Origin of the sequence: uncultured Ruminococcus sp. (assembly GCF_947301925.1) — a bacterium.
In the GTDB taxonomy this organism is placed as follows: Bacteria; Bacillota; Clostridia; order Oscillospirales; family Ruminococcaceae; genus Ruminococcus.
Genome location: NZ_CAMYUE010000009.1, coordinates 61508 through 78660, shown reverse-complemented (window position 1 = coordinate 78660; position 17153 = coordinate 61508). Strand labels below are relative to the sequence as shown.

Annotated in this window: 20 protein-coding genes; 18 read left to right on the top strand and 2 right to left on the bottom strand. The window is 51.3% G+C overall.

Translation table 11 applies throughout. From position 1 onward, the window contains the following. Positions 1 to 10 precede the first annotated feature (10 nt). Complete coding sequence (locus Q0Y65_RS11020; RefSeq protein WP_297959708.1) at positions 11 to 742, top strand: carboxypeptidase-like regulatory domain-containing protein; 732 nt, start codon at positions 11 to 13, stop codon at positions 740 to 742. A gap of 3 nt (positions 743 to 745) precedes the next feature. Further along, the gene (locus tag Q0Y65_RS11015; RefSeq protein ID WP_297959706.1) at positions 746 to 2137 is read left to right on the top strand and encodes a peptidoglycan-binding protein; all 1392 of its coding nucleotides are present in this window, start codon (positions 746 to 748) and stop codon (positions 2135 to 2137) included. A gap of 67 nt (positions 2138 to 2204) precedes the next feature. On the opposite strand, the gene Q0Y65_RS11010 is transcribed toward Q0Y65_RS11015, so the two are convergent. Further along, a complete protein-coding gene (locus Q0Y65_RS11010; protein ID WP_297959705.1) occupies positions 2205 to 2807 on the bottom strand; it encodes a hypothetical protein in 603 nt (200 codons plus the stop codon). Positions 2808 to 2927: 120 nt separating this feature from the next. Here Q0Y65_RS11010 and Q0Y65_RS11005 point away from each other — a divergent pair, with 120 nt between their 5' ends. From Q0Y65_RS11005 to Q0Y65_RS10965, 9 genes are all read left to right on the top strand, one after another. Next, positions 2928 to 3431 (top strand): peptidoglycan-binding domain-containing protein, encoded by a 504-nt coding sequence (locus Q0Y65_RS11005; RefSeq protein WP_297959703.1) that lies wholly within the window; start codon positions 2928 to 2930, stop codon positions 3429 to 3431. A 172-nt stretch (positions 3432 to 3603) separates the two neighbouring features. Next, a complete protein-coding gene (locus tag Q0Y65_RS11000; RefSeq protein ID WP_297959701.1) occupies positions 3604 to 3861 on the top strand; it encodes a hypothetical protein in 258 nt (85 codons plus the stop codon). 278 nt (positions 3862 to 4139) lie between these two features. Further along, positions 4140 to 4526: a hypothetical protein gene (locus Q0Y65_RS10995; protein ID WP_297959699.1), complete on the top strand. Its 387-nt coding sequence runs from the start codon at positions 4140 to 4142 to the stop codon at positions 4524 to 4526. A 113-nt stretch (positions 4527 to 4639) separates the two neighbouring features. Next, complete coding sequence (locus tag Q0Y65_RS10990; protein WP_297959697.1) at positions 4640 to 4966, top strand: SH3 domain-containing protein; 327 nt, start codon at positions 4640 to 4642, stop codon at positions 4964 to 4966. Between the two features lie 157 nt (positions 4967 to 5123). Beyond that, entirely contained in the window at positions 5124 to 6764 is a 1641-nt protein-coding gene (locus Q0Y65_RS10985; protein ID WP_297959695.1) for a glutamate--tRNA ligase, read from the top strand. Between the two features lie 53 nt (positions 6765 to 6817). Then, positions 6818 to 8827: a class I tRNA ligase family protein gene (locus Q0Y65_RS10980; protein ID WP_297959693.1), complete on the top strand. Its 2010-nt coding sequence runs from the start codon at positions 6818 to 6820 to the stop codon at positions 8825 to 8827. Positions 8828 to 8927: 100 nt separating this feature from the next. Continuing rightward, the gene (gene cysK, locus Q0Y65_RS10975; RefSeq protein WP_297959692.1) at positions 8928 to 9857 is read left to right on the top strand and encodes a cysteine synthase A; all 930 of its coding nucleotides are present in this window, start codon (positions 8928 to 8930) and stop codon (positions 9855 to 9857) included. A 34-nt stretch (positions 9858 to 9891) separates the two neighbouring features. Beyond that, the gene (locus Q0Y65_RS10970) at positions 9892 to 10287 is read left to right on the top strand and encodes a pyridoxamine 5'-phosphate oxidase family protein (RefSeq protein WP_297959690.1); all 396 of its coding nucleotides are present in this window, start codon (positions 9892 to 9894) and stop codon (positions 10285 to 10287) included. A gap of 149 nt (positions 10288 to 10436) precedes the next feature. Next, on the top strand, positions 10437 to 11213 hold the full coding sequence (locus Q0Y65_RS10965) for a transporter substrate-binding domain-containing protein (protein ID WP_297959688.1): 777 nt from the start codon (positions 10437 to 10439) through the stop codon (positions 11211 to 11213). A 114-nt stretch (positions 11214 to 11327) separates the two neighbouring features. On the opposite strand, the gene rpmB is transcribed toward Q0Y65_RS10965, so the two are convergent. After that, positions 11328 to 11513 carry a 50S ribosomal protein L28 gene (rpmB, locus tag Q0Y65_RS10960; RefSeq protein ID WP_019678047.1) on the bottom strand — a complete coding sequence of 62 codons (186 nt, stop codon included), beginning with the start codon at positions 11511 to 11513 and terminating at the stop codon, positions 11328 to 11330. Between the two features lie 215 nt (positions 11514 to 11728). Here rpmB and Q0Y65_RS10955 point away from each other — a divergent pair, with 215 nt between their 5' ends. From Q0Y65_RS10955 to Q0Y65_RS10925, 7 genes are read left to right on the top strand one after another with little or no spacing between them, the layout of a single operon-like run. Then, the gene (locus Q0Y65_RS10955; protein ID WP_297959686.1) at positions 11729 to 12433 is read left to right on the top strand and encodes a site-2 protease family protein; all 705 of its coding nucleotides are present in this window, start codon (positions 11729 to 11731) and stop codon (positions 12431 to 12433) included. Positions 12434 to 12462: 29 nt separating this feature from the next. Beyond that, positions 12463 to 13191 carry a site-2 protease family protein gene (locus Q0Y65_RS10950; protein WP_297959684.1) on the top strand — a complete coding sequence of 243 codons (729 nt, stop codon included), beginning with the start codon at positions 12463 to 12465 and terminating at the stop codon, positions 13189 to 13191. A gap of 4 nt (positions 13192 to 13195) precedes the next feature. Then, positions 13196 to 13918: a ScpA family protein gene (locus tag Q0Y65_RS10945; RefSeq protein ID WP_297959682.1), complete on the top strand. Its 723-nt coding sequence runs from the start codon at positions 13196 to 13198 to the stop codon at positions 13916 to 13918. Positions 13919 to 13921: 3 nt separating this feature from the next. Continuing rightward, complete coding sequence (scpB, locus tag Q0Y65_RS10940; protein ID WP_297959680.1) at positions 13922 to 14503, top strand: SMC-Scp complex subunit ScpB; 582 nt, start codon at positions 13922 to 13924, stop codon at positions 14501 to 14503. A 21-nt stretch (positions 14504 to 14524) separates the two neighbouring features. Beyond that, positions 14525 to 15484: a hypothetical protein gene (locus Q0Y65_RS10935; protein WP_297959678.1), complete on the top strand. Its 960-nt coding sequence runs from the start codon at positions 14525 to 14527 to the stop codon at positions 15482 to 15484. A 10-nt stretch (positions 15485 to 15494) separates the two neighbouring features. Continuing rightward, positions 15495 to 15932 (top strand): GerW family sporulation protein, encoded by a 438-nt coding sequence (locus Q0Y65_RS10930; RefSeq protein ID WP_297959677.1) that lies wholly within the window; start codon positions 15495 to 15497, stop codon positions 15930 to 15932. 60 nt (positions 15933 to 15992) lie between these two features. Next, a complete protein-coding gene (locus Q0Y65_RS10925) occupies positions 15993 to 17150 on the top strand; it encodes a D-alanyl-D-alanine carboxypeptidase family protein (RefSeq protein WP_297959675.1) in 1158 nt (385 codons plus the stop codon). Positions 17151 to 17153 lie beyond the last annotated feature (3 nt).

Below are 17153 nucleotides of genomic sequence, written 5' to 3'. Positions count from 1 at the left end.
AGGAGATATTATGCAAAACGGAAATCTCGATATGGAAAGATACAAGCAGGAGATGATGAAGCTCTACAGCAGGAGCACCTCTCCCGAAGATACGGCAGGGGAGCTTCCCGAAGCAGCCCACGCATACGATGAACAGCCCGCGGAGATAAGCGATGTAGATGAGAACGCTCCCGATGATACGGTCTACGCCGAGCATACGGACGAGGACAGCAACGGCATGGAGGAGGACTACAACAGCCGCTTCCCCGAGCCTGATCTGTCGGGACTTGATACGGACGGAGGCACGGCTTCCACTGAGGACGATGTGCCTCCCGAGTACGACAGGTCGGAGCTTCTTGGAGCCGAAAAGGGCTATATCCTTGTGAACGTGCGGACGGGAGACGATTCCTCAGCGGTGGCGGGAGCCATGGTTTTGGTGACCGCGCTTGTGGACGGGAAAAGGCTGGTGCTGGCCTCGGGAGAAACGGACGAAAGCGGTATCTCGCCGCGGTTTGAGCTGCCTGCCCCCGACCTTATACATTCACAGGCTCCCGACCCCGACAGGCGTCCCTATGCACTCTATGACGTAAGCGTTTCCGCGGAGGGCTTTTTCCGTGCAAGGAGCGTTGACGTACCTGTGTTTTCGGGGATAACCTCTGTGCAGAACTTCAATCTCATACCTGTGCCGCTTATGATGAACAGCTCCGACGAGACAGTGACCTATTACAATGCTGAGCCGACGTTCGGCGGCGGAAAGGAGTGAGCCATGCTTACAGGCACGCCCTTTATCCCGGAGACCATAACAGTGCATCTGGGCTTTCCCGACGCTGAGGCGCCCGATGTTACGGTGGGCTTTTCCTCATATGTCAAGAATGTGGCCTCCAGCGAGATATACCCCACATGGCCCGAGAGCGCTCTCCGCGCCAATATCTACGCCATAGTGTCCTTTGCGCTGAACCGCATATACACCGAGTGGTACCGCTCAAGGGGCTACAGCTTCGACATAACCGCAACTACACAGTTCGACCAGAAGTTCATAAACGGCCGTGAGTACTTCAGGAACATAAGCTATCTCGTTGACGAGCTTTTCAACGACTATGTCAGGCGTCAGGGCAGCGTCGAGCCGCTGTTCACCGCCTTCTGCAACGGTACCACCACCACCTGCGCAGGGCTTTCACAGTGGGGGACGGTGGAGCTGGCCAACCGCGGGCTTACGCCCTATGAGATACTGCAATACTACTACGGCGGGGACATCGACATCGTGAAGAACGCTCCCGTGCGCACAGCCATGCCCTCCTATCCCGATACAGAGCTGAAAAACGGCTCCTTCGGCAACGACGTGAAGTACATACAGGTATGGCTCAACCGTATATCGGGCAATTTCCCTGCCATACCCAAGATACCTGCCGCAGACGGAGTTTTTGACAGCGCCACCGAGGCGGCTGTGAGGAAGTTCCAGCAGGTTTTCGGTTTGCAGGAGACGGGGGCGGTCAATGCCTCTACATGGTACAGGATAAGCTATATCTATACCAGCGTCAAGCGTCTGGCGGAGCTGGATTCCGAGGGAGTGCGCTTCGAGGAGATCTCACCGCAGTTCGCAGAGGAGCTCAGTATAGGTATGCAGTCCATCGAGGTGAGTATGCTGCAATACTACCTTGCCGTTATCGGAGCCTACTACGAGGCGGTGATACCCGTGGAGATAACGGGCTATTTCGGCGAGCAGACCGAGCGCTCGGTGAAGTCCTTCCAGCGGGTATTCGGACTTCCTCAGACGGGAGTGGTGGACAGAGCCACCAGGAACGACCTTTTCCGCGCATATCAGGGCATAGTTGAAAGCGTTCCTCCGAAATACACAGCCGTAGCTCTCTATCCGGGGACGGTGCTCCGCGAGGGAGCAAGGGGAGAATCGGTGCGCATCATACAGCAGTACCTCACCTACATCAACAGGAGCTATCCCGAGATACCTGCGGTCAGCGATACGGGCTATTTCGGTCCGCTTACAAAGCAGTCCGTCACTGCCTTTCAGCGGCAGTTCGGCATTGACCCGTCGGGTATAGTGGGAGCTGTGACCTGGGACAGCATAGCGGGAGTATATTCCGACCTGCGCTACGGCTTCGACAAGCGTCCATACCAGAATCCCGGTTATACCATAAAGTAGGGGAGGCGCACTTGTCGCCGTGAATTCCTGACAGTAAAAACTCCCCTCACGGGGAGGGGAGATATTTTTATGATTCAAGATCAACATAGTGTTTGCCATTTTTTTTGTAGCAATGAAGAGTTGATTTATAGATGTTTTCTTTGGTCAGATAGAAACCAGGGTTAGTTGCACCTGTCTTAAAATAGCTATCCAATTTAGTTTTATAATAATCATTCTCGCATTCAATCTGCTTTTTAGGCTCATATATATTGCCATTTTTTATACCGCGATATATACACAACCATACGTTTCTATATACCCCATCATCACATTTAATCTCATTATCTGTTAATCCCCAAACACGGTTTTCTGTACCATATTTTTCTATTCTTATTTTACTAAAATGTATATTATCTCCATTTGATTTTGAAAAAGTGGCTACTTTGGGACCGTCTGGCCAACTTCTTGCATTAAGTTTGTCGACAGTTAACGTAAAAGTAACCGTTGTCTCCCCTTGCTTATAAGCCAATGATAAGTCTTTGTATACAATATCTTTAGCATTAGCTTCAATAACGTTAACGAAAGAGTTATCCGAATTAGGCTTGTTGAGCGATGACGGAACAGTCACCGCAGCAGATAGAGAAACAGCTGCAAGAGTGGTACATAGTACCTTTTTAAAAGTGTTTTTCATTAGTATCATTCCTTTTTGGTATTTAAGGCTGATGAATTAACCTTATGTGAAGCATTATACAACAATAAAAGTTAAATGTCAAGTAATTTATTTATAAATATTTAAACAGGAGATGATTTTATGCCATACACAGATGAACAGAGAAAGGAACATATCCGCGAGCTTCAGGGCTACCTGTATGCCATATCCATGTTTGACAGGAGGATACCCCAGGTGCTGCCCGACGGAGTTTACAACACCGACACCAAGAACGCGGTGGAGGCCTTTCAGCGGGTGTACGGTCTCCCGGTAACAGGTGAGACCGACAGCCGTACATGGGAGACAGTGACAAGGGTCTACAGGGAGTACCTTGACGGCGAGCCTGCGGCATATCACGCCTTTCCGTCGCGGAGCTTCACTGCCTCGGTGGGAGACAGCGGCGAGCTGGTGTATATCATACAGGCCATGCTGTGGAAGGCAGCGGCCTGGTACGACAATATGCCGAAGGTGAATGTGTGCGGCGAATACGACGAGGAGACCGCCGCTGCCGTGAGAGTGTTCCGACGCTGCTGCGGACTGCCCGACAGCGGATGTGTGGACTGCGCGGCGTGGAATATGCTGGTACATTTCCTTGAAAACAGGTAAAGCTGAAATGTCTTAGCATTTTTGAGTTTTGTGCAATCCGCCGAGATATGTATTTTATATGAATGATGATTTTGTTTTTTATTGACATATGCTGCCGGCTGATGTTAAATATACAGCGTAAGGACGATCGATCAGACTTAGCAAAATATGTATTATGAAAAGGACGATTAAAATGAAAAACATTATCAAAAAGATCTCTGTAGCAGCAATGGCACTGACTCTTCTCGGAACAGGAACAGCTATCACAAAGAACGTATGCCCTGAGTGCGATCACACTCTCAGCGCAAGTGCCGAACTCAATCATCAGTATGCTTTCTGGAAGTACACAAATGAGGTTGAGGGTAATTATGTAATTACATGGGCCTGGTACAAGTGCATCAACAATGACGGCGCTAAGTATAAGGTTCGTTGGCAGTGCCACCACATCTGATCTCAGTAAGGACAGAATTATCGTAAGAAATGCTTGATAAGAAGCTCCCTTCAGTATGAGGGGAGCTTTTTTGCGTCTGTGCGGCGGGAACTTCTGAAGATCCGAGCTTTTGTGAAGGGAAAACTCCCGTTTACTCCGTTTTTTATGCTGTTTGCTCCTGTTTTGTTGCAAAACAGAGATAGTACGGGTAGAATGATGACTGTAAGGTAAATGCGGCGGATAAGCCGGCAAGGCCGCATTGACAAACGCATAATTTTATTATGAAAGGACTATTTATTATGAAAAACATCTTTAAAAGAGCAGCAGCATTCGCAATGGCATTTACTCTTCTCGGAGCAGGAACAACTATCACTAAAAACGTATCACCCAAGTCCGACACAACTATCACAGCAGACGCAGCAAGGAACACTCACGCCTACAGGGTAAAATCAAGGTTCGCTTACGGTATCTCAATGGTTTACTGGGGAACTATACAGACAGGTACGGTTCTGGATTTTGATGTAAGCGGCGGCAACTGGGTAGTAAACATCAATATCTATGAGGGCACGGTTCTCGAGCTCGATTCAAGCGGAAAGTGCATAAGCGGATACGATCCTGTATCGGGCTGGAACTGGAAGGGCTATTATTTCAACAGATATATGTACAATCTCACAAAGCTCTATTGATCCTATCGCAGCATGAGTCCCGCGGACGGCATGGAAGCATTTGTACTGACGTTGCATTGACAGGTCAATAAGGCCGTAAGGTCTTAAATATAATGTAAAGGATGTAGCAAACAATGAAACACACACTCAGCAAAACACTCAAAAAAGTCACAGCGGCAGCAATGGCATTCGTCCTTCTTGGCACGGGTACGGCTATCACAAAGACTGTATCACCCAAGTCCGACAACACTCTTTCAGCAAGCGCTGCTGTATACGGTCAGCGTTATACGGTCGTGCTTAGCAGCGGCTACCTCAATGTAAGGAGCGGACCTTCAACAAATTGCAGCAGGATCGGAAAACTGTACAACGGAACCACGGTTTATGTATACGGCTTCTACAATGGTTGGGCCTGCCTGAGCACAAGCAATGATGCTTGGGTAAAAGCTTCATATCTCATGTGAGGACTAACAGAGAGCTCCCTTCTTAACGAGGGGAGCTTTTTTATGCGGCAAGCTCCGGGATATTTTTTCATTGACTTTGAGTTGTATATGTGTTATAATTTAATAAATATTGCCTGACAGCATATTTCAGGCTCATAAACTACAAAGGATTGATATTATGGACTTTAAGGCACTTGCAGAACTTCTTTTCCCTGATGTGAAGGATACTCCCGAGGATATAGAGGCGCGTTTCCCCGAAAGGCAGCTTCCGGAGGGAGCCTGTGTTACTCGTATCGGCCCCAGCCCTACGGGCTTCGTTCACCTCGGCAACCTCTATAACGCCATCATAGGCGAGCGTATCTCCCACCAGTCGGACGGCGTTTTCTTCCTGAGGATAGAGGACACCGACAACAAGCGCGAGGTGGAGGGCGCTGTTGAGACAGTCATCAACGCTATGGACTACTTCGGCGTTCACTTTGACGAGGGCGCAACGGCAGATGGCGACAACGGAAGCTACGGTCCCTACCGTCAGCGTCAGAGAAAGGATATATACCACGTTTTCGCAAAGCTCCTCACAGAGAGGGGACTGGCTTATCCCTGCTTCATGACCGCAGAGGAGATAGAGGCTGTCCGCGAGCAGCAGACCGCCAATAAGGAAAACCCCGGAGTTTACGGTAAGTATGCAAGGTGCCGCGACCTTACCATAGACGAGGTAAAGGCGAACATCGCCGCAGGCAGGGAGTGGGTGCTCCGCTTCAGGGGGCAGGAGACAGGCGAGACCATCGCTGTTGACGACGCTATCCGCGGCAGACTTGAAATGCCGCGCAACAACATGGATTTTGTCCTCCTCAAGAGCGACGGTATCCCCACATACCACTTCGCACACGTAATCGACGATCATTTCATGCGCTCAACACACGTTGTAAGAGGCGAGGAGTGGATCTCCTCTCTGCCCATGCACGTTGAGCTGTTCAATACACTGGGCTGGAAGCAGCCTGTATACTGCCACACCGCTACTCTCATGAAGATAGACGGCGAGACAGGCGGCAAGCGCAAGCTCTCCAAGCGCAAGGACCCCGAGCTGGCGCTGGCCTACTATCAGCAGGAGGGCATAAGCAGGGACGCTATCTGGGAATTCCTGCTGACTCTGCTCAACTCCAATTACGAGGAATGGCGTATCGCCACCCCCGAGGCAGATTATCACGACTTCCCCTATGCTCTTGACAAGATGTCGGTATCAGGCGCACTTGTTGACCTTGACAAGCTCCGCGACATCTCAAAGAACGTTATCTGCCGTATGCCTGCACAGCAGGTATTCGACGGCTGGCTGGAATGGTGCACGGAGTACGATGAGAAGTATGCTTCACTGATAAAGCAGTATCCCGAGAGGACTCTGGGAGCCCTCAACATCGGCAGAGGCGGTCCCAAGCCCAGACGTGATATCGAAACATGGAAGCAGGCCTGCGACTTCATGAGCTTCTACTATGACGAGACCTTCAAGGTGACCGATGATATGCCCGAAGAGTGCGATGAGGCTACAGTAAAGGAGTTCTTCGGAAAGTACCTTGCAGGCTACGACCATAACGACGATTCGGCAGCCTGGTTCGACAAGGTAAAGGCTATCACCGAGGAAATGGGCTTCGCGGTAAAGCCCAAGGACTACAAGAAGAATCCCGACCAGTACAAGGGCAGCATAGTCCACATCACAAATATGCTCCGCATAGCGCTCACAGGACACGCAAACGCTCCCGATATCTGGGAAGTGAGCCATGTTCTGGGCGAGGAGATAACACGCAGAAGACTTCAGGCCTTTGCCTGAAAAGCCATCAGCCAATGCAAGATCATATTCTTTCTGAAAAAGAGGAAAATAAAATGTCAGACAATAAAGAAAAGAAGAATTTTGAGATACCCCGTCCTGTGTTCCCGAAAAGATGTATCGTCACAGGCGGAATGCCCTACGGCAACAAGGAGCTCCACTTCGGCCATGTAGGCGGAATGTTCGTGTTCGCGGACACCTTCGCCCGCTTCATGCGCGACCGTATAGGCAAGGATAATGTTATATTCGTAGGCGGTACGGACTGCTACGGCTCGCCTATAGCCGAGGGCTGGCGCGTAAAGGTCAAGAACGGCGAATTCGAGGGCTCCCTCGAGGACTTCGTTCAGCGCAACCATGACAAGCAGCAGGCCACTCTTGACGCCTACGGCATATCGCCGAACCTGTTTGCGGCTTCGGGTCTGGGACGCTCCAAGGAGATCCATGCCTCCGTCACCGACCGTTTCATCAGCTCTCTCCACAGGAAGGGACAGCTGGACCGCATAACCACCATGCAGTTCTTTGACGAGAAGGCAGGCGTGTTCCTCAACGGCAGACAGGTAATCGGAAAATGTCCCGTGGACGGCTGCACCTCTGAAAAAGGCTACGCAGACGAGTGCGACATGGGTCATCAGTATATGCCCGAGAACCTTATAAATCCCGTCAGCACCCTTACAGGCGAGACTCCCACCATGAAGCCCGTCACCAACTGGTACTTCAAACTCCGCGACTATGAGCAGCTCATGAAGGAATGGGTGGAGGAGCTGAAAAAGCGCAAGGATATCCGTCCCGTTGTGTGGAAGACCATCGACGAGTTCCTGAAGAACCCCGTTATCTACATCAAGCGCGAGTTCGAGGAGAAGTATAAGGAGCTCAGCAGCTCCATGCCTGAGCATACCTACATAGAGGAGCCCAAGAAGCCCTCGTTCACCATAGAGTTCACAAAGCTTTCCGACTGCGACGAGGCCTGCCGCATACTTACTGAGAACGGCATACGCTACAGAACGGGAAAGACACTTGTACCTTTCCGACTTACAGGCAATATCGAGTGGGGCGTACCCGCTCCCGTAATGGACGGCGTTGACGGACTGACCGTATGGGTATGGCCTGAATCCCTGTGGGCTCCTATCTCCTTCACCGAGACATATTTAGAGTCCATAGGCCATGACACCGAGGAGTGGAAGGACTACTGGTGCAGCAAGGATTCCACAGTATACCAGTTCATCGGACAGGATAACATCTACTTCTACGGCATTGCCGAGCCTGCCATGTGGATGGCGCAGCAGGAGAGCGAGACCAAGACGGCCTCACCTGCGGAGGGCGAGCTCCAGATGCCTGTTATCGTGGCTAATCACCATATACTCTTCCTTGACAAGAAGGCTTCCAGCTCCGGCGCGGTAAAGCCGCCCATGGCTGACGACCTGCTGGAGCACTATACTCCCGAGCAGCTCCGTATGCACTGGCTGGGACTTGGTCTGGGTCAGCGCTCCGTAAGCTTCATGCCCAAGCCCTACAACCCCGACGCAAAGCCCGAGGACGCAGATCCTGTTGTAAAGGACGGTCTGCTGCTGTCAAACGTATACAACCGCATGATAAGGACGGCTTTCTATACCGCTCAGAAGGAGCTTGACGGCATTATGCCCGACAACGCTCCCGAGGAGAAGTTCCTTGCGGAGGCAAAGAAGGCAGTTCTGGACTATGAGAGGCATATGTCAAAGTTTGCCTTCCACCAGTGTACCTACGTTCTGGACAGCTATATCCGCAACGGCAGCAAGTACATGGCAAAGGCGCTCACAGGCGAATATCCCGACAGGGAAGTGCTGAAGCAGTCCCTTGCGAACCTGTTCTACATGATAAGGATAGCAGGCGTGCTCCTGCACCCCATGGCGCCTTTCGGCACAGAGAAGCTCCGCGAGTACCTGGAGGTTGACGAGCGCATATGGTCATGGAATACTATCCTTGAGCCTGTGAACTACTTTACAGGCGAGAATCACAAGCTGAAGTTCCTGCCTCCCAGAACGGATTTCTTCACCCGTCACGAGAGCCAGTTTGCCGCCGCCGAGGAGTGATCGGCAGGGGCGGATATTATCTGCCCGTAGACAGAATACCCAAACAAAAAACTCAGCTCTCAGCTCTTTGACCTGAGTCCTGACAAGGAGTAATAAACCAATGATATATAACAACGTTCTGGAAGCTATCGGGCATACCCCCATGATAAAGCTCAACCGGATGACAAAGAAGGGAAGCGCCGACGTCCTCGTAAAGTTCGAGGGACTCAACGTAGGCGGCTCCATAAAGACCCGAACAGCCTACAACATGATACGCCACGCCGAAATGGAGGGAAAGATCAACGAGAATACCATAATCGTTGAGCCCACCAGCGGAAATCAGGGCATAGGCCTTGCTCTTGTCGGAGCGGTAAAGGGCTACAGGACCGTGATAATCATGCCCGACTCCGTAAGCGAGGAGCGCCGCAAGCTGGTAAAGCACTACGGCGCGGAGGTGATACTCATACACGATGACGGAGATATCGGCAAGTGCATACAGGAGTGCCTTGATACTGCACTGAGAATGGCGGAGGAGGACGAGAACGTCTTTGTTCCCCAGCAGTTCTCCAACGTGAACAATATAGGCGCTCACAAGTATCACACCGCTCTGGAGATACTGGAGCAGTCAGCAGTGAAGATAGACGGCTTCTGCTCGGGAATAGGCACAGGCGGTACCATTACGGGTATCGGCGAGGCTCTCAAGGCGCAGTATCCCAACATGGTGATATGGGCTGTGGAGCCCGAGAACGCTGCCATTCTTGCAGGCGGAAATATCGGCACACATCTCCAGATGGGAATAGGCGACGGAATAATCCCCGATATCCTCAATCAGAGCATATACGACGATATCTACATAGTTACCGACGAGGAGGCTATTCAGACCGCCAAGGACCTGGCTTCCAAGGAGGGTATAATGTGCGGCATATCCAGCGGCACCAATGTTGCGGCAGCGCTGAAGCTTGCCGAGAAGCTGGGCGAGGGCAAGACGGTTGTCACCATACTTCCCGATACTGCCGAGAGATATTTCTCAACGCCCCTTTTTGACGACTGATATGCACATATAAGTGCAGAAGGAGGTATATATAATGAGCAGACTCAATGATTTTCTCACGGAGGCAGGGATATTCTTCCTTGCAACAAAGGACGGCGACCAGCCTAAGCTGAGACCTCTCGGGCTCCATATGGAAATGGACGGAAAGGTGCTTTTCGGCATAGGCGACTTCAAGGATGTATACAAGCAGCTGAAGGAGAACCCTCTCTGCGAGATAGCCGCCTGCAAGAGCGACGGAACATGGCTCCGCTACACAGGAAAGGCCGTTTTCGAGGATGATCCCGGGTATGCAGAGGCGGCTCTTGAAGCAATGCCCCACCTGAAGGAGATCTACAACGACAGGACGGGTAACAGAATGATGATATTCCGTCTCGAGGACGCAAAGGCTGTTCTTATACACGTAATGGGCGAAGGAGAGAGCATTCTCTGAGCCGTCACCGCTGTCTTACAAGGCGTAAGACAGCGGTTTTTTGGTATTAGTTACAAAATGGATAAAATTTCTTTGAATCTCTTGATTTTTTTGGAAAAAATGTTTATAATATAAGTATAAGATCTTATTTGAGAAAGGAATGACTTTCTATGAAAAAATTTTTAGGAACTTTATCCGCCGGTCTTATACTTGCTGTAAGTCTTTCAGGCTGCGGCGCACCTGCAAATACCGTACATAATGCGGACGAGCTCAAGGGCAAGACCATAGGCACTCAGCTGGGCACTACAGGCTATATCTTTGCTCAGGACGTTGAGGACGCCAAGGTCGAGGGCTATGACAAGGGTTCAGACGCTATACAGGCTCTGAAGCAGGGCAAGATAGACGCTGTTATAATAGATTCCGAGCCTGCTCAGGAATTCATAAAGAAGAACAAGGGACTTCAGATACTTCCCGACGCATTCGCTGAGGAGGAGTATTCCATAGCATACAAGAAGGGCAACGACGAGCTGGGCGAGCAGATTGACGAGGTGCTCACAAGGTTTAAAGAGGACGGGACCATCGAAAAAATCATGAAGCACTGGATAGGCAGCGACCCCGATCACATCGGCTATATTCCCGATAACAATATCGAGAGATCGTCCGTGCTGACCATGGCTACCAATGCGGAGTTCCCGCCTTATGAGAGCATAGAGGATGGAAAGATCGTTGGTATAGACGTTGATATCATGAACGCTGTCTGCGACGAGCTGGCACTGACTCTCAAGATAGAGAATATGGACTTTGACGATATCATAGGCGCCGTTGATTCGGAAAGAGTTGATGTGGGCGTCGCAGGTATGTCCGTAACTCCCGAGCGTGAGGAGAAGGTCTCCTTCACACAGAGCTATGCCGTATCAAAGCAGGTAATTGTTGTAAGAGCGGACTGACGCATTAATAAAAAGGCACTCCCGGTTATGCGGGAATGCCTTTTTTTCGGATATAAGGGCATGAAAAAAGAGCGTACCTGACGGAACGCCCTTGTTCTTTTCATGCTAAGATCATCAAGCTCTCTCGACCTTGCCTGAACGCAGGCATCTTGAGCAAGCGTAGATATGACAAGGAGTACCCTTGACGATAGCCTTGACACGCTTTACATTAGGCTTCCATGTTCTGTTGGAACGTCTGTGTGAGTGTGAGACCTTGATACCAAAGGTTACGCCCTTTCCGCAGATATCACATTTTGCCATTAGGTTGCACCTCCTTAACTAACCTGTAAAAATACAACATGATTATTTTAACACATAATCAGAAAAAAAGCAAGTGTTTTTTGAAAAAAATCAAAAAAATTTTTTTGAGCAGCTTAAAATATGCTTTTTTACTTGAAATATATGCCGCTTTGTAGTATAATATTAAATGTATAACTGTTGTCGGAGCATGGTGCTCCGGGAAAGAAAGGATAATTATGCACGATTCCGGAATTCAGCTGGATATGATACTGATGATCGCTGCCAGGGCCATCACCTTCATGCTGGTGATACCCATACACGAGTCCGCCCACGGTCTTGTGGCATTGTGGCTGGGCGACGACACAGCTAAAAGGAACGGGCGGATATCTCTCAGTCCCTTTGCGCACATAGATATCATCGGACTGCTGATGATGCTGGCTCTGGGAGTTGGCTATGCAAAGCCCGTACCCGTTGATCCGTCGAAATTCAAGCGCCGCCGTCTGGGCTATGCCATAGTTGCCATAGCGGGACCGATCTCAAACCTGCTGGCCGCACTTGTTGGCTATTTCATATATGTACTGTCGGCCTGTATCATCGCAGGCGGTTCAGAATGGACCATGGTCGAGGGAATGGTCTCGGAGACGGGAAAGGCAGCATATGAGCTGCTTGGCAATTTCATACACATCAATGTTGCGCTGGCGCTGTTCAACCTGATACCTCTGCCGCCCATGGACGGCTTCAACTTCCTGAGAGCGTTCACACCTGCGAAGTTCGACAACTGGGTATTCCGCAATCAGCGCGTACTCAGCGGCATATTCTTCGCCCTGATAATCATAGGCAGCAATTTTATGATGGTAAGAGTGGTTTTCATGATAATCGAAGCCTATGTTGAGTACGGTGTATTCTGGCTTGTGTCATGGATACCGCTGCTGTTCAGGTGACATAATAAAAAATCTGAAAGGTTCTATATATGAGTGTTATTTACAGGCTGATACTTGTTGCCATATCCAGAGTGATACTTCTTGTTGCTGTAATGCCTGCCGCCGCATTTGTGAAGGCCGGCACGGCAAAGCTGCTGGGAGATGATACCCCGAAGTCCCAGGGTAGGCTCAGTCTTGATTTCCGCAGACATACGGACAGGACGGGAATGCTGATAACCCTTATCACGGGTATGGGCTGGAGCAAGGAGATGAATTACGACGTCTCAAAGCTGAAGCGCATGAAGCTGGACGTGACCCTCATATCACTTTCGGCTCCATTTGCGTATTTCTTCATGTATCTGCTTCTGTACAACATATCGGGAGCACTGTACGGTCTGGCTCCCTCATCGTTCCTGATGGCCAGTCTTTTCAGGGTGCTCAGGGCGGCGGCCTATTCGGGACTCTGCTTCGGAGTCATAGACCTTCTGCCTCTGCCGTCTCTTGACGGCTTCCAGATCTTCTACCAGTTCTCGTGGCCTAAGTTCAGAAGGTGGTACTTCAGCCACTACAAGAAGATAATGTACTGGTCGAACATAATCCTCTGGGGAATAATCTTCATCGAGCTCATAACAGACGGCGAGATATCGGTCATCGGTGTCATCGTGACGCAGTTCAAGCGCCTGCTGGACCATCTGGTGTTCTGCCATGCCCCGTGGGATATCCCGGAGAAGATCGTAAAGGTAGTATTCGGAGAAAACTGGTTTTATTTTGTGGATTAGAGAAATGGAAAGTATATCATTCAAACTGGAGGTCTTTGAAGGGCCTCTCGACCTGCTGCTTAGCCTTATAGCAAAGCACAAGCTGAATATCTGCGACATAGAGATATCCAAGCTGCTGGAGCAGTACCTGCTGTATATAGATCAGGCCCATGAACAGGACCTTGAGCTGGCAGGGGAGTTCCTGGAAATGGCTGCAAGGCTCATATATATCAAGACTGCCTCGCTGCTTCCTCAGCCCGAGGAGGCCGAGCAGATGAAGCGCGAGCTGGAGGGCGCCCTCATCGAGTATTCTCTCTGCAAGATCGCCGCAAAGACCCTTGCGGAGGCCTTCAGGGGCGGCGATATCTTCGTCAGGAGCCCCATGAAGATAAAGGCGGACATGACCTATACACTTGTCCACGAGCCCGAAAGGCTTGCCATAGCCTACAGCGCCATATCAATGAAGAATATAAGGTCCGAGCACGCAAAGCTCCGCGTGGAGAACAAGATCAACTCCGTGGTGAAGCGGCGCATAGTCTCGGTAATGACCAAGGTGGTGCATATCCTCCGACAGCTCTACGAGACGGGAGAGATGCACATGGACAGTCTCTATGAGGGAGTAACCGACCGCTCCGCAAGAGTGGCCACCTTCCTTGCGGTGCTGGAGCTCACAAGGCACGGCCGCATAGGCATAAGCGACGACAATACCATGATATTCTTCAAGGGAAGAAAAGAACGGAGAGGATAAGACTTGGAGATAAAGGACAGGCTCGGAGCCATTGAGGCCATACTCTTTGCCAGCGGCGAGCCCATTGAGATATACCGCCTCTCGGAGGCAAGCGGCGTTGACGCGGGAACTCTGCCGTCAATGATAAGACTGCTCAACGAGCGGTACGAGGACTGCGGCAGCGGTCTGTGCATAAAGAAGCTGGACAGCAGCTTCCAGATGTGTACCCGTGAGGAGTACGCTCCCCAGGTCAGGGCGGCTCTGGAGACCAAGAGGACAGCCCCCCTGTCAAATGCGGCAATGGAGGCTCTTACCATAATCGCCTACAATCAGCCCGTATCCAAGGGCTTCGTGGAGAATGTCCGCGGAATAGACAGCTCCTCGGTAATAAACAACCTGGTGGAAAAGGGCCTTGTGGAGGAGGCAGGACGTCTGGACGTCCCCGGAAAGCCCATAGTATACAGGACTACGGCCGTATTCCTGAGAAGCTTCGGACTCAGCTCCGTGGCAGATCTTCCGCCTCTCCCGGGACAGAGCGATATGGTTCTGGAGACCGAGGATGAGTTCGTGGACAGAGAGCTGGCGGAGGCTCAGAAGCAAGAATAACAGACGAAAGGAGCGGCAGGAATGATCGTACTGAAAATTCTGCTGTATATACTTCTTGCCGTTTTAGGCATAATACTGCTGGTGTGCATAACTCCTGCGGGAGGAGAGTTCAGCTACATCGACGGAAAGTTCAGCTACAAAGCCAAGCTTTGGATAATAAACCTGATGGACTCCGACGGGGGAGGCCTCTACGGCTGGTGGAAGAAGCGCAAGGCAAAAAAGAAGGACAAGCCTTCAAAGCCGAAGAAGCCGAAGCCCGTTAAGGAGAAAAAGTCAAAGAAAAAGAAAAAGCAGCGCGAGCAGTACGAATGGGAGAAGGAGCTGGAGGATATCCCCGTGAACGATCCCGAAGCGGATATGCTCCCTGCGGTCAGCGAGAGCGCAGAGAATACAGACAGCGCTCCGGCACAGGAGGCTGACGCTGCCGACAGCATTGACGGGGAGATCACTGAGGAAGCTCCCTTTAAGAAAAAGGACAAAAAGAAGAAAAAGAAGGACGATGAGGACTTTGACGGGGACTTCTCCGATGATGAGGAGGACAGCTCCGAAAAGTCAGAGGACGATGACAGCAAGTCACTCAGCGACAAGATAGAGTTCCTGGTGGGCATATGGGAGAGCGCTCAGCGCCCCCTGCTGAAGATATTCAAGGGCTTCAGGCTGAAGGACTTCTATATAGACTTCGTTATCGCAGACGAGGACGCCTGCGACTGCGCAGTGAAGTACGGAAGGTACTCCGCACTGGTATACAGCGGCATCGCCTTTATCAGCCAGCTCTTTACCGTAAGGCTGAAGACCGTGGATATACGCCCGCAGTTCGGCGTATCCAAGGGTCGCTGGGACACCTCGGGAGAGCTTTCCTTCCGCGTGGGTACAGTGGTCATAGCAGGAGCATGGTTCCTGTTGACATATTTTTTCAGGACATTCCTGCCTGAAAAGCTGAGAAAACGTAAATTGAAAAAATCCGCCGCAAGGCAGAAGTGAGGTATAAAATATGAGTGCAAACAATACACCTGTAAGCGAGCTTTTAGGTATTTCCATCGAAAAGATCAAGGAGATGGCAGACGTTAACGCCATTATCGGCGAGCCTATCAAGCTCCCCGACGGTACTACCATAATCCCCGTATCCAAGGTTAGCTACGGCTTTGCGTCGGGCGGTTCGGATCTGCCCTCGAAGTACGACAAGGACCTCTTCGGAGGCGGCGCGGGAGCAGGCGTTTCCATCAAGCCCGAGGGCTTCCTCGTTATCTCACCCGACGGCTCCGCAAAGATGGTGACAATGGAGGGCGCAAGCGACCCCATCAGCGCTGCTATCGAGAAGATGCCAGGCATCATCGACAAGGTAAGCGGCTTCATCAGCAAGAAGAAGGGCGGCAGCTCCGAGGATACCGCAGCAGGCGGCATCACAGACGAATCTGTTCCCCTGAACTGAGAATAAAATCATATTCAGCGGCATAACCTTCAGTATATCATAATATGCGGAGGTGTGCCTATGAAATGGCTCGTTTCAATAACTGCGGCAGTTTCCGTAACTGCCCTCTGCGTCCGCGCCGCTGCGGGATACTGCGCCGAAAGGCCTGAGATATCCGCGAAGGCGGCTGCGGTAATATCCGCCGATACGGGAGAGACCCTCTATGCGCTGAATGCAGGGGAGAAGCTCCCTATGGCAAGCACCACCAAGATCATGACGGCTCTGCTCTGTATCGAGAGCGGCGGCCTGTACGACGAATTCACCGTTGACAGTGAGGCTGTAAAGGTGGAGGGCTCCTCCATGGGGCTCCGGGAGGGCGATACAGTCACAAAGTACGCCCTGTGCTGCGGTATGCTGCTGCCCTCGGGCAACGACGCCGCCAATGCTGCTGCCGTAAGGATAGCAGGGAGCCTCGATGCCTTTGCGGAGCTGATGAACAGCCGCGCCCGTGATATGGGACTGTCAAGGACATATTTCGTCACTCCCTCAGGACTTGAGGGCGAGGGACACGGCTCCTCGGCAGGGGATATGGCTCTGCTGGCAAGGGAGGCTCTGAGCAACGACATATTCCGCAGTATATGCTCACAGAGCAGCATGAAGGTCAGCTTCGGCGATCCGCCCTGTGAAAGGCAGCTGAAGAACACCAATAAGCTGCTGGGTATGTACGATGGGGTATACGGCGTAAAGACAGGTTTTACCGACGAGGCGGGGCGCTGTCTGGTATCGGCCTGCGAAAGGGACGGCAAGGACCTCATCTGCGTCACCCTTAACGACAGGAACGACTGGGACGATCATATGGCGCTGTATGACTGGTGCTTCCGTGAGGCAGCCCTGCGGGAGGTGAAGCTCCCGGGGGATATCACTGCCGGTATAGTGGGCGCAGTTGACGGCAAGCTGAGGCTCATGCCCGAAAGGGACAGTATCTCCGTGACTACAGTGTCGGGGAGCGACAGGGACTTCTCCTTTGCGGTGCTGGCTCCGCCCTTTGTGTACGCTCCCGTGAGAACGGGGGAGCAGATAGGCGAGCTGGCGGTTTATTTCCGCGGACGGGAAACAGAGAGAGTACCTCTCGTTGCAGCCGAGGATAAGGTTTATTCAGACGGCAGAAAAAAGCAGGAAAAGAGCCTCATTGAGAGAATAAAGCATAAGATCGGGAGTATTTTCTCCCATAAAGGATAGGAT